Raw genomic sequence first — 12,363 nt, forward strand, 5'->3', positions numbered from 1 at the left:
CGTCAGTTCTTGTTGTTCCCGCCGCCGTTCTCGGGCTCGACCGGATCGTCCGGCCAGCTCGGGGACGTCGTCTCGGTCGGGACCGGGAGCGTCTGCGTCGGCTCGTCGGTCGGCGTCTCGCTGGTCGGCGTCTCGCTCGGCGTCGACCGGGTGGGCGTCGGCTCGGTCGACTCCGACTTGGTCGGCGTCGGATCGGTCGACGGCTCCTCGGTCGGGGTGGCCGGGGCGGTCGTCGTGGGCTGGACGGCCTTGCCCATGTCGGTGTCCAGGTCGAACTTCCCGTTCGCACTGGACGAGTTGAAGGTGTACTGCGCCCAGATCCGGGCGGGGAAGCTGCCGCCGTCGACACGCGGCAGGCCGCCCGCGCCCTCCATGGACACGTGCGCGCCCGCCTCGGACGACTTCAGCGCGCCTTCACCGAACAGGCCCACCGAGGTGACCAGGTCCGGCGTGTACCCGGTGAACCAGGCCGACTTGTTGTCGTCGGAGGTACCGGTCTTGCCGGCGACCTGCTGGCCCTCGCGGGACGGGTTGTCGCGCACCGAGCTCTTCGCCGTACCGTCGTCGACCACGCCGGTCAGGACCGAGGTCACCGAGTCGGCGGCGCCGCGGCTGATCACCTGATCGCCGACGGGGTCCTCCAGCGGCACCTTCTCGCCCTGCTTGGACACCGACTTCACGATCTGCGGGGTGACCTTCTTGCCGTGGTTGTCGAGGGTCGCGTAGACGCCGGCCATCTCCATCGGGCTCGCGCCCATGGTGCCGAGGGTCTGCGCGGGGAACGGCTTGAGGTCGCCCGAGTCCATGCCGAGCTTCTTCGCCGTCGCCATGACCCGGTCCATGCCGACGTCGACGCCGAGCTGCGCGAAGACGGAGTTGATGGACTTGTTCATGGCGGTCTGGACGGTGACCGGGCCGTAGCTCTTCTTGTCCTCGTTGGGCGGGGCGAAGCCGACCTTCTCGCCGTTGTCGACGACCGGGCGCCTGCTGGTGCCGTCGTAGATCGTGTCGGCGGTGATGTTCTGGCCGGACTGCGTCGTCGCCTTGTCCTCCAGGGCGGCCGCGAGGATCACCGGCTTGAAGGTGGAGGCGGGCTGGTAGTCGGTGCGGGTCGCGTTGTTGACGTAGTGCTCGCTGAGCCCCTCGCCGCCGTACAGCGCGAGGACCTTGCCGGTCTTCGGGTCGACGGAGACGGCGCCGGCCTGCACGCGCGCGTCGGCCTTCTTGTCCTTGCGGTCGAGGTTGTCGTCCAGCTGCTGCTTGACCGACTTCTCCAGCTGCTTCTGCTTCTTGCGGTCGATGTTGAGGGTGACCGTGTAGCCGCCCGCGTCGAACTGCGCCGCGGTGAGGTTCAGTTCCTTGATCACCTCGTCGCGCGCGGCGCTGTAGAGGTACCCCTCCTGGCCCTTGAGCCCGGAGGCCGCCTTCGGCGGGATCGGCTTGTCGAACGTCATGCCCTGCCGGTCGCTCGCGCTCAGCCAGTGCATGTCGACCATGTTGTCGAGCACGTAGTTCCAGCGCGCCTGCGCGAGCCGCTTGCCGGTGTCGGAGGCGATCGCCCAGTCGTACTGGTTCGGGGCCTGGAGCAGCGCTGCGAGGTACGCGCCCTGCGGCACGGTCAGATCCTTGGCGTCCTCGCCGTAGTACGCCTGGGCGGCGGCCTGGATGCCCCAGGCACCGCGGCCGTAGTAGCTGGTGTTGATGTACCCGGCGAGGATGTCGTCCTTGGACTGCTTCTGGTCCACCTTCAGCGAGATGACCAGTTCCTTGAGCTTGCGGGAGACGGTCTGTTCCTGCGTCAGGTAGTAGTTCTTCACGTACTGCTGGGTGATCGTCGAACCGCCCTGCTTGCCCTTGCCCATGACGGTGTTGAGCATGCCGCGGGCGGTGCCCTTCAGGTCGACGCCCTTGTCCGTGTAGAACGTCTTGTTCTCGGCGGCGACGAACGTGTGCTGGACGGGCTTGGGCACCTCGGCCAGGTCGACGAGCTCCCGGTTCACCTTGCCGGTGCGGGCCATCGTCGAGCCGTCGCTGTACTTGTAGACGTTGCTCTGGACCTGGGCGTCGGGATTGCCCTCGGGTACGTCGATCACCAGATACAGCACGATGAACGCGCCCATGCACAGGAGCACGAGCCCGAAGAACGTGCCCAGGAGCTTCTTCCAGGTGAAGAAGCGGCGTATGCCCGACGGCCGCGCCGCGCGCTTGCGCGCCTTCCTCGCATCCGCTCGGCCCATGACCTTGTCGCTCCGCTTCTTCCAGTTCTCACGATCGTGCTGAATCGGCTCAAGAACCTAACCCGTCACTTATGTCGAATCTCCGTTGATTCGGCCATATCGGACGTGACAATCAGCACCTGCCCCATGGGAACCGACGAGTGAGACGTGCGGATGGTTGCCGGACGCGATAAAGTGATATCACTTTGCTAGAACGCGTTCGCGGCAGCGAGGCCACGAACGACCAGCTCAGAGATACGGGGACGGACATGTCCGAGACGGACGCCACACCGAACACTCCAGACGTACAGATGCCGAAGGCGCACGTACGCGAGTCCACGGCCCACAGCATCGGCGGCGGACTCGCCCTGCTGCTCGGCCTCATCGGCCTGATCATCGGCGCGGCCCTGATCGCGATCGCCGGCTCCACCGACTCGGGGGGCGCCAAGGGGGCGCTCATCGCGGTCGGCATCGTGGTCGCGATCGCCTCGGTCTTCGCCATGGCGGGCCTGAACATGGTGGCGCCCGGCGAGGCCCGCGTCGTCCAGCTCTTCGGCCGCTACCGGGGCACGATCCGCACGGACGGCCTGCGGTGGGTCAACCCGCTCACCTCGCGCACCAAGATCTCGACCCGTGTGCGCAACCACGAGACGGCGGTCCTGAAGGTCAACGACGCGTACGGCAACCCGATCGAGCTCGCCGCGGTCGTCGTCTGGAAGGTCGAGGACACGGCCCAGGCGTCCTTCGAGGTCGACGACTTCCTGGAGTTCGTCTCGACGCAGACCGAGGCGGCCGTCCGGCACATCGCCATCGAGTACCCCTACGACGCCCACGACGAGGCCGGCCTGTCGCTGCGCGGCAACGCCGAGGAGATCACGGAGAAGCTGGCACTCGAACTTCACGCGCGCGTGGAGGCGGCCGGCGTCCAGATCATCGAGTCCCGCTTCACGCACCTCGCGTACGCCCCCGAGATCGCCTCCGCGATGCTCCAGCGCCAGCAGGCGGGCGCGGTCGTGGCGGCCCGTCGCCAGATCGTCGACGGGGCGGTGGGCATGGTCGAGGCCGCGCTCGCCCGGATCGCCGAGCAGGACTTCGTGGAGCTGGACGAGGAGCGCAAGGCGACCATGGTCTCCAACCTGCTCGTCGTCCTGTGCGGGGACCGCGCCGCGCAGCCCGTCCTCAACACGGGAACGCTCTACCAGTGAGCCCCCGAGCGCCCCGCAAACAGGTTCTGCTGCGGCTCGATCCGGCCGTGCACGACGCGCTGGCCCGGTGGGCCTCCGACGAACTGCGTTCCACCAACGCGCAGATCGAGTTCCTGCTGCGCCGGGCCCTCAAGGAGGCGGGGCGCCTGCCGGGTTCAGCGGGTCCCATGCCGGGGCGGGGCCGGCCGCCGTCCGGCGACCCGTCGTAAAGACCGGGCACCCCGTGGCGTCACGCGCCGTCGGGCGCGACGCGAACCGGCAGGGTCCGCAGCGACTCCCGCAGCGCCGACGCCAACTCCCGGTACTCCGCGGCGCGCGCCGCCCCCGTACGCATGGCGAAGGCCACGCGGCGCGTGGGTGCGGGCTCCGCGAAGTACCCGGTGAGCAGCTGGCTCGACCGGCTGGTCTCGACGGACACGGCGGTGCGCGGCAGCAGCGTCACCCCGAGGCCGCCCGCGACGAGTTGGACCAGCGTGGAGAGCCCGGCGGCGGTCGTGGCGACGGGTGCGTCGTCGCGGCCCGCCTCCCGGCAGATGTCGAGGGCCTGGTCGCGCAGGCAGTGCCCCTCGTCCAGGAGCAGCAGGTTCAGCTCCCGCAGCGCTTCGCGCGGGATCCCCTCCCGCCCGCCGAGCCAGTGGTCGAGCGGCGTGACGAGCACGAAGTCCTCGTCGAACAGCGGGAGTTCGGTCACTCCCGGCACCCCGAGCGGCACGGCGAGCAGCAGCAGATCGAGCCGCCCCGCCCCGAGCCCCTCGATGAGCGACGACGTCTGCTCCTCGTGCACCTGGAGGTCCAGATCCGGGTACCTCTCGTGGACGAGCCGCAGCACGGTCGGCAGCAGATACGGCGCCACCGTGGGGATCACCCCGAGCCGCAGCACCCCGGTGAACGGCGCCCGCACCGCCTCGGCCTCCTCGACGAGCGCGCCGACCTCGTCGAGCACGGCCCGCGCCCGCACCGCGATCCGCTCCCCGGCCGGCGAGAGCAGTACTTTTCTCGTCGTACGCTCGACAAGGGTCACGCCCAGCACATCCTCGAGCGCCGAGACCGCGCCCGACAGCGCGGGCTGACTCATCCCTATCGCCGCCGCCGCGTCCCGGAAGTGCAGATGCTCCGCGACCGCGGCGAACGCCCGCAGCTGCGCCAGGCTCGGCTGCCTGCGCCGGACCCCCACGGGCTTTCCGTTCTGGGTACCCACTGATAGCCACCTCCGATCAACATGACCGAGTCTAGCTATTTCCATAATCAATGCACCCTGTGCCACGATCTTGAGCAGTCCAACCCATGGAAAGACCCCCAAAAGGGGCGCTTCCTACTGCAAGGAGTTCGTGTGCTCACTGTCGGTGACAAGTTCCCCGAGTTCGACCTGACTGCCTGTGTCTCGCTGGAGAAGGGCTCTGAGTTCGAGCAGATCAACCACAAGACCTACGAGGGCAAGTGGAAGATCGTCTTCGCGTGGCCCAAGGACTTCACCTTCGTGTGCCCCACCGAGATCGCCGCGTTCGGCAAGCTGAACGAGGAGTTCGCCGACCGTGACGCCCAGATCCTCGGCTTCTCCGGCGACTCCGAGTTCGTGCACCACGCCTGGCGCAAGGACCACCCGGACCTGACGGACCTGCCCTTCCCGATGATGGCCGACTCGAAGCACGAGCTCATGCGTGACCTCGGCATCGAGGGCGAGGACGGCTTCGCGCAGCGCGCCGTCTTCATCGTCGACCAGAACAACGAGATCCAGTTCACGATGGTGACCGCCGGCTCCGTCGGCCGTAACCCCAAGGAGGTCCTCCGGGTCCTCGACGCCCTCCAGACGGACGAGCTCTGCCCCTGCAACTGGACCCAGGGCGAGGACACCCTGGACCCGGTCGCGCTGCTGGCCGGTGAGTGAGCATGGCCCTCGATGAACTGAAGTCCGCCGTTCCGGACTACGCCAAGGACCTGAAGCTCAACCTGGGTTCGGTCATCGGCAACTCGGACCTCCCGGCCCAGCAGCTGTGGGGCACCGTTCTGGCGACCGCCATCGCCTCCCGGTCCCCGCGCGTGCTGCGCGAGCTGGAGCCCGAGGCGAAGGCGAACCTGTCGGCGGAGGCGTACACCGCCGCGAAGTCGGCTGCCGCCATCATGTCGATGAACAACGTCTTCTACCGCACGCGTCACCTGCTCTCGGACAACGAGTACGGGACGATGCGCGCGGGTCTGCGGATGAACGTCATCGGCAACCCGGGCGTCGACAAGGTCGACTTCGAGCTGTGGTCCTTCGCGGTCTCCGCGATCAACGGCTGCGGGATGTGCCTCGACTCGCACGAGCAGGTGCTGCGCAAGGCCGGTGTCGACCGCGAGGTCGTGCAGGAGGCCTTCAAGATCGCCTCCGTGATCCAGGCGGTGGGCGTCACCCTCGACGCGGAAGACGCGCTGGCGTAACCAGTTGTATTAAGCCCCTGCGGCGATTGAGCAGCGGGGTCCGGGGCGGAGCCCCGAGGCCTCAGCCACGGCACCGCCTGCTCAATCGCCGCAGGGGCTTTATTGGGGCGACTTGGGCGCGATGTCGACCGCCGTCGCGCCATGTGGCTCCGGCGCATGGCCGAGATGCGCCTCCCGGGACCACGCCCGCAGGTAACCGACGACCGTGTTGGTGACCGCCACCAGTGGCACCGCCACCACCGCTCCGCCGATCCCGGACACCATGCCCCCCGCGGCGACCGCCAGAACCACGGCCAGTGGATGCACCCGCACCGCGCGGCCAAGGATGAACGGCTGCAGGATGTGGCCCTCGATCTGCTGCACCGCGAGCACCACGCCCAGCGTCATCACCGCGACGAACACGCCCTGTGTCACCAGCGCGACGACCACCGCGAGCGCGCCGGAGACGACCGCGCCCACCAGCGGGACGAACGCGAACAGGAAGATGAAGACGGCCAGCGGCACCGCCATCGGGACGCCCAGGAAGAAGATGCCGAGGCCGATGAAGATGGCGTCGATCAACGCCACTATCACCGTCCCGCGGACGTACGCCGTGAGCGTGCGCCAGGCCCTCGGTCCCGCGCCCGCGATGCCGGGACGCGCCTGCGCCGGGACGAGCCCCAGGGTCCACTCCCAGATGCGCCGGCCGTCGTAGAGCAGGAACAGCGTCGAGAACATCGTGAGGAGGACGCCCGTCAGCGCCTCGACGATGACGGTGACGCCCTCCAGGCCGGCGGACGTGATCTCGTCCGTGTTCGCGCCGACCGCGTCGCGCAGCGACTTCGCGATGTCGTTGATCTGGCCGTCGGTCACGTGGAAGGGGCTGTTGAGCAGCCAGCGGCGCAGATCGTCGATGCCGTCCTGGACCTGTTCGGACAGCTGGTCGATGTTCTCCTGGACCTGCCAGACCACGAACCAGCCGACGAGCCCCATGATGACGAAGCCGAGGATCGCGGTCAGTGCCGTGGCGAGGCCGCGCGGCACCCCGCGCCGCATGAGGCGCGCCACCGTCGGCTGGAGCAGCGCGGTGATGAGCAGCGCCGCGATGAACGCGAAGATCACCAGCTGCACCGAACTGATGACCCTCATCAGGACCCAGAGCGTCCCGGCGAGCACCAGGAACCGCCAGCCCGCCTCCGCCGCCACCCGAAGTCCCCACGGCACGGCGACGACCGGCTCGGGCCGCGGTGACACGGTCGGCGCGTACGCGGGCGGGGCGGGCACCCGGCCCGTGCCCGAGCCGGTGTCGTGCTCGGGCGGTGGTTCGTCCGGGCCCGGCGCACCCGGCTCCGGGTCAGGAGCCCTGGCCGGGGCGGCTGTCGGCGGGGCCGGCAGTTCGTCCTCCTCGGCCCGCTCGGCCTCCGCGCGGCGCTCGTCCAGGCGCTCGCCCATCTTGCTGATTCCCGCGCCGACCCGGCCGAGCCACCCTGGAACTCGCGACATCATCCGTCCTCTTTGAGCCTGTGGCACCGACCGTACCGTGCGAGCACGCCGAAGCCCCTCACCGTGAGGACGGTGAGGGGCTCCGTGAGGTTGCGAACTGCCGGTCGCTCAGTACCAGTTGTTGGCCTGCCAGAACGACCAGGCCTCGCAGGGGCTGCCATAGCGGTCGTTCATGTAACCGAGGCCCCACTTTATCTGCGTGGCCGGGTTCGTCTGCCAGTCCGCGCCCGCCGACGACATCTTGGATCCGGGCAGAGCCTGGAAGAGACCGTAGGCACCGGACGAGGCGTTGGTGGCCTTGTAGTTCCAGCTGGACTCGTGGTCCACGATGTTGCTGAAGCACTGGAACTGACCCGACGACACCATCTGACGGGCCATCGACTGCACCTGGGCGACGCTGTACGAAGCCTGGCTGGCGAAGTCGGAGGCGTCGCGGGTGGCCGAGCGGCTGGCGGCGGCCTTCTTGGCTGCCTCCCGCTCCTTGGCCTCCTTCTCGGCCTTCTCCTTTGCTTCCTTGGCGTCCTGTGCGGCCTGCTGCTTGGCGACCGCGTCCTCTGCTGCCTGCTTCCGGGCGGACTCCTCGGCGGACTTCTGCGCAGCCGTGTCGGCCGCGATGGCCTGGGTCTGCGCCTGCTGCTTCAGCGACGAGGTCTGCACCTGCGCCTGCTGACCAGCAGGGATATCAGCGAGGAGGGTCGAGTCGCTCGCCGTTGCCTCAGCCTCCGGAGCGGAGGGCTGACCGGTGCTGCCCGAGGCAACACCCACGACGGCGCCGACTGTGGTGACCGCGGTGGCCGAGGCCACTGCGAATCCCCGGACCGAAATCCGGCTCACACGGTTTCCTTCCAGCATCGCCCGCTTGAGCGTGACCGTCGCGGACGCAATCGTGCCCCTGACACTGGTCTCCCAACTGCGGGGTCACGGGAGACACGGGCCCGGTGGACAACTCCCGTGACGGGAGCGCCGCATGGTGCTCGGGCGGCATACGACGGCCTCTATGTAGTTCAGATGCAGCGGGTGCTGCTGTGGTTTCGTACCGCTGGGGGCACGCAAGTGTCGTATGCGGGGCCTGACAGGACCGTGACTCTGCCGCATCGGGGCATGGCAAGGCAATTCCCCACCGCGTGTGAAAGGTCACACCCCGTTTGCTCCCCGGGTTTTTCGGAAACGAGCACACGCCGTGGCGCCGCCCGGCTAGGCTCTCGGGCCTTGCCGAACGGCGCCAAAAGGGACGAACAGGCCCTGTACGGGCTAGATCTGACCGTCCTCCAGCATTTCGGTCACCAGGGCCGCGATCTGCGACCTTTCCGATCGGGTGAGCGTGACGTGCGCGAAGAGCGGATGTCCCTTCAGCTTCTCGACGACCGCGACCACGCCGTCGTACCGGCCGACGCGGAGGTTGTCGCGCTGCGCGACGTCATGGGTGAGGACGACACGCGAATTCGCCCCGATGCGTGAAAGGACCGTCAGAAGGACGTTCCGCTCCAGGGATTGCGCCTCGTCCACGATCACGAACGCGTCGTGCAGCGAGCGGCCCCTGATGTGGGTGAGCGGCAGGACCTCCAGCATGCCCCGGGCGGTGACCTCTTCGATCACCTCGCGCGAGGTGACGGCGGACAGCGTGTCGAAGACCGCCTGCGCCCACGGCCCCATCTTCTCGGCCTCGCTGCCCGGCAGATAGCCGAGTTCCTGCCCGCCGACCGCGTAGAGCGGCCGGAAGACCATCACCTTCTGGTGCTGGCGCCGCTCCAGGACGGCCTCCAGGCCCGCGCACAGCGCGAGCGCGGACTTGCCGGTGCCGGCCCGGCCGCCCATCGAGATGATCCCGACGTCCGGATCGAGCAGGAGATCGAGGGCGATCCGCTGCTCGGCGCTGCGCCCCTTGAGGCCGAAGGCCTCCCGATCGCCGCGCACCAGGCGGACGTTGCCCTCGGGCGTGACGCGGCCGAGCGCCTTTCCGCGCTCGGACTGGATCGTCAGGCCCGTGTGCACGGGGAGGTCGGCGGCCTCGGGGACGTAGAGGGTGTCCTCTTCGAAGAGGAGGTCGACCTGCTCGGCGGGCAGCGTCAGTTCGGACATGCCGGTCCAGCCGGAGTCCGTGATGGCGAGCTCGGCGCGGTACTCCTCGGCGAGGAGGCCCACGGACGAGGCCTTGATCCGCAGCGGCAGGTCCTTCGACACGACGGTGACGTCGTACCCCTCGGCCTGCAGATTGCGGGCGACCGCCAGGATCCGGCTGTCGTTGTCCCCCAGGCGGTAGCCCGAGGGCAGCACGCTCGGGTCGGAGTGGTTGAGCTCGACGCGCAGGGTGCCGCCCAGTTCGCCGGTCGGGATCGGCGCGTCCAGGCGTCCGTGGCGGATCCGGTAGTCGTCGAGCAGGCGCAGTGCCTGCCTGGCGAAATAACCCAGCTCCGGATGATTCCGCTTGGCCTCCAATTCCGTGATCACGACGACAGGAAGGACGACTTCGTGTTCGTCGAACCGCGTCATGGAGTTCGGATCGGCCAGCAGGACGCTGGTGTCGAGAACATAAGTGCGCCGGTCGGGCTTGGGAAGGCGCTTGTTGCTGGTCACCACGGAAGGACGTACCCCCTCGGAAGAGGTCGGGGAGCGACGGAGTTTTCGGGGCCGGTTCATGGGCCGCGATGCGCGGGCCGAGAACCGGCCCCCCAAGTCGTCTTCCGTACCAACCTGCGTACGGTCGTCCTGGTGCAAAGGGCCTCCCGGGCGGACGGCCCCGTGCCGTCCGCTGAGATGCGGTGTCCTTGGCTCGGACACCGACTTGGAAGGCTTATTCCCTCGAACAAGCGCCGCCATGCAAAAGCACATGACGGCGCGTGCGTTAACTCCTGATGACGTACGTCTCCCGGTGACCGGGAGTCAGCCGCCGAAACGGCGGTGACGCAGCGCGTAGTCGCGCATCGCGCGCAGGAAGTCGACCTTCCGGAAGGCCGGCCAGAAAACATCACAGAAGTAGTACTCGGAGTGCGCCGTCTGCCAGAGCATGAAACCGGACAGGCGCTGCTCGCCGCTGGTGCGGATGACCAGATCCGGGTCGGGCTGCTCCTTGGTGTAAAGGTGCTTGCCGATGGCGTCGACGGTGACGGTCTCGGCGACGTCCTCGAGCGAGTGCCCCTTGTCCGAGGCGTCGAGCAGCATGGAGCGGACGGCGTCGGCGATCTCCTGGCGGCCGCCGTAGCCGATCGCGACATTGACCACTATTCCGTCGCGACCCGCGGTGGACTCCTCGGCCTCCTTGAGCACGGCTTGCATGCCGGAGGGGAGGATGTCGGTGTTGCCGACGTGCTGCACGCGCCAGCGGCCGTCCTCGGCGAGCGTGCGGACGACGCCTTCGATGATGCCGAGGAGCGGGACCAGCTCCTCCTGGGCGCGGTCGAAGTTGTCCGTCGAGAGCAGCCAGAGCGTGACGACCTCGACGTCCGTCTCGCTGCACCAGCCGAGGAACTCCTCGATCTTGTCCGCGCCTGCCTGGTGGCCCTGGGCGGTGGTGGATCCGGCGGCCTTGGCCCAGCGTCGGTTGCCATCCATGATGACCCCGATGTGCTTGGGCGCCTGGTCGTGGTCCAGGTGGCCTTCCACCCGGCGTGCGTACAGCCTGACCAGCAGGCCGCGCAGCCTGTCGCGCAGGTTCACGGTCTTTTTGCCCTCCGTACAGATGGAAGTCCCCGAAGGCGGAAGCCTACTCGGGCGTACTCAGGTGTCGGCTATGGGGTGTCAGGGACCTGACGTAGCTTCGTAGCCATGAACGACACCTCTCCTTATGTCGCCTCGGCGGGCCGGTACGGTTCCATGGAGTACCGGCGCACGGGCCGCAGCGGCCTGAAGCTCCCCGCCGTCTCCCTCGGACTCTGGCACAACTTCGGGGACGACCGCACACTCGCTTCCCAGCGCTCGATCCTGCGCCGCGCCTTCGACCTGGGCGTCACACACTTCGACCTCGCGAACAACTACGGGCCGCCGCCCGGCAGCGCGGAGCTGAACTTCGGCAAGATCTTCGCCCAGGACTTCGCCCCGTACCGCGACGAACTGGTCATCTCCACCAAGGCGGGCTATCGCATGCACCCCGGCCCGTACGGGGAGTGGGGCAGCCGCAAGTACCTCATGTCGTCGCTCGACGCGTCCCTGAAGCGGATGGGCCTCGACTACGTCGACATCTTCTACTCGCACCGCTTCGACCCGGACACTCCGCTCGAGGAGACGATGGGCGCGCTCGCCTCGGCGGTGCGCCAGGGCAAGGCACTGTACGTGGGTGTGTCCTCGTACAGCAGCGAGCAGACGGCCGAAGCGGCGCGCCTGCTGCGGGAGATGGGCGTCCCGGCGATCATCCACCAGCCCTCGTACTCGATGCTCAACCGCTGGACCGAGGACGACAATCTGCTGGACACGCTGGAGGCGGCCGGGATGGGCTGCATCTCCTTCGCGCCGCTCGCGCAGGGCCTGCTGACCGGCAAGTACCTGAAGGAGATCCCGGAGGGTTCGCGCGCGACGCAGGGCAAGTCGCTCGACCCGAACCTGCTGAGCGACGAGGTCGTCCGCCGGCTGAACGGGCTGAACGACATCGCGCAGCGCCGCGGCCAGTCCCTCGCGCAGATGGCACTGAGCTGGGTGCTGCGGGACGAGCGGATGACGTCGGCGCTGATCGGGGCCTCCAGCACCAAGCAGCTGGAGGAGAACCTGGCGGCGCTCGAAGGCCCGAAGCTGACCGACGAGGAGCTGACCGAAATCGACTCGTTCGCCGTCTCCACGGCGGGCACGAACATCTGGAACGGCCGGCGCTGAACTCCCTGACCGGGAGCGCGGGTTCACCCGGAGAAGTCCGGGACAGAAAACGGGCCGGTCCGTGGGGGGGATACGGACCGGCCCGAGGGGGGGTTTCCACCATAACCCTTCGTAAGTGCCGCCGCTCGCATCGGCGTGCACAACTACGCTCCGAAGTCGTACGGCGACGCCCGGAGGGGGCTTTCAAGCCGCCCCACAGGCCGTCCCGCAGCAGGTTCGACGGGGTTCGCGGCCCGGATTCG

The 12,363-nt window shown here is 68.5% G+C and carries 11 protein-coding genes; 5 read left to right on the forward strand and 6 right to left on the reverse strand.

Annotated elements, in window-relative coordinates:
- Window positions 1-2: 2 nt before the first annotated feature.
- Window positions 3-2,237 (reverse strand): transglycosylase domain-containing protein, encoded by a 2,235-nt coding sequence (locus ACP4E5_RS18490; protein ID WP_425830082.1) that lies wholly within the window; start codon window positions 2,235-2,237, stop codon window positions 3-5.
- A 248-nt stretch (window positions 2,238-2,485) separates the two neighbouring features.
- Here ACP4E5_RS18490 and ACP4E5_RS18495 point away from each other — a divergent pair, with 248 nt between their 5' ends.
- Complete coding sequence (locus ACP4E5_RS18495) at window positions 2,486-3,421, forward strand: SPFH domain-containing protein (RefSeq protein WP_425830084.1); 936 nt, start codon at window positions 2,486-2,488, stop codon at window positions 3,419-3,421.
- Window positions 3,367-3,630 (forward strand): type II toxin-antitoxin system antitoxin, encoded by a 264-nt coding sequence (locus ACP4E5_RS18500; RefSeq protein WP_425830086.1) that lies wholly within the window; start codon window positions 3,367-3,369, stop codon window positions 3,628-3,630. The genes ACP4E5_RS18495 and ACP4E5_RS18500 overlap by 55 nt, the downstream gene beginning before the upstream one ends.
- 20 nt (window positions 3,631-3,650) lie before the next feature.
- On the opposite strand, the gene ACP4E5_RS18505 is transcribed toward ACP4E5_RS18500, so the two are convergent.
- Window positions 3,651-4,595, reverse strand: coding sequence for a LysR substrate-binding domain-containing protein (locus ACP4E5_RS18505; RefSeq protein WP_425841447.1), 945 nt, complete (start codon window positions 4,593-4,595; stop codon window positions 3,651-3,653).
- Window positions 4,596-4,751: 156 nt separating this feature from the next.
- Here ACP4E5_RS18505 and ACP4E5_RS18510 point away from each other — a divergent pair, with 156 nt between their 5' ends.
- Window positions 4,752-5,306, forward strand: coding sequence for a peroxiredoxin (locus tag ACP4E5_RS18510; protein WP_425830088.1), 555 nt, complete (start codon window positions 4,752-4,754; stop codon window positions 5,304-5,306).
- 2 nt (window positions 5,307-5,308) lie between these two features.
- Window positions 5,309-5,839, forward strand: a complete 531-nt coding sequence (locus ACP4E5_RS18515) for an alkyl hydroperoxide reductase (RefSeq protein WP_425830090.1) — start codon at window positions 5,309-5,311, stop codon at window positions 5,837-5,839.
- A gap of 99 nt (window positions 5,840-5,938) precedes the next feature.
- On the opposite strand, the gene ACP4E5_RS18520 is transcribed toward ACP4E5_RS18515, so the two are convergent.
- The 4 genes from ACP4E5_RS18520 to ACP4E5_RS18535 all read right to left on the reverse strand — a co-directional run bounded on the left by ACP4E5_RS18520 (window position 5,939) and on the right by ACP4E5_RS18535 (window position 10,975).
- Window positions 5,939-7,321, reverse strand: coding sequence for an AI-2E family transporter (locus ACP4E5_RS18520; protein WP_425830092.1), 1,383 nt, complete (start codon window positions 7,319-7,321; stop codon window positions 5,939-5,941).
- Between the two features lie 108 nt (window positions 7,322-7,429).
- Window positions 7,430-8,155 (reverse strand): aggregation-promoting factor C-terminal-like domain-containing protein, encoded by a 726-nt coding sequence (locus ACP4E5_RS18525; protein ID WP_483030244.1) that lies wholly within the window; start codon window positions 8,153-8,155, stop codon window positions 7,430-7,432.
- Between the two features lie 417 nt (window positions 8,156-8,572).
- Complete coding sequence (phoH2, locus tag ACP4E5_RS18530; protein WP_425830096.1) at window positions 8,573-9,898, reverse strand: RNA 5'-3' helicase PhoH2; 1,326 nt, start codon at window positions 9,896-9,898, stop codon at window positions 8,573-8,575.
- Window positions 9,899-10,201: 303 nt separating this feature from the next.
- On the reverse strand, window positions 10,202-10,975 hold the full coding sequence (locus ACP4E5_RS18535; protein WP_425830098.1) for an isoprenyl transferase: 774 nt from the start codon (window positions 10,973-10,975) through the stop codon (window positions 10,202-10,204).
- Window positions 10,976-11,083: 108 nt separating this feature from the next.
- Between ACP4E5_RS18535 and mgrA the strand changes: the two genes are divergently transcribed.
- Window positions 11,084-12,121: an L-glyceraldehyde 3-phosphate reductase gene (gene mgrA, locus ACP4E5_RS18540; RefSeq protein WP_425830100.1), complete on the forward strand. Its 1,038-nt coding sequence runs from the start codon at window positions 11,084-11,086 to the stop codon at window positions 12,119-12,121.
- The last annotated feature ends 242 nt before the right edge of the window (window positions 12,122-12,363 follow it).

The sequence above is a fragment of the Streptomyces fractus genome (assembly GCF_049844455.1).
Lineage (GTDB): Bacteria > Actinomycetota > Actinomycetes > Streptomycetales > Streptomycetaceae > Streptomyces > Streptomyces fractus.

What these genes read in the sequence shown, in the direction of transcription:
- ACP4E5_RS18490 (WP_425830082.1), bottom strand. Translation starts at nt 2,237, where the DNA reads ATGGGCCGAGCGGATGCGAGGAAGGCGCGCAAGCGCGCGGCGCGGCCG.
- ACP4E5_RS18495 (WP_425830084.1), top strand. Translation starts at nt 2,486, where the DNA reads ATGTCCGAGACGGACGCCACACCGAACACTCCAGACGTACAGATGCCG.
- ACP4E5_RS18515 (WP_425830090.1), top strand. Translation starts at nt 5,309, where the DNA reads ATGGCCCTCGATGAACTGAAGTCCGCCGTTCCGGACTACGCCAAGGAC.
- ACP4E5_RS18520 (WP_425830092.1), bottom strand. Translation starts at nt 7,321, where the DNA reads ATGTCGCGAGTTCCAGGGTGGCTCGGCCGGGTCGGCGCGGGAATCAGC.
- mgrA (WP_425830100.1), top strand. Translation starts at nt 11,084, where the DNA reads ATGAACGACACCTCTCCTTATGTCGCCTCGGCGGGCCGGTACGGTTCC.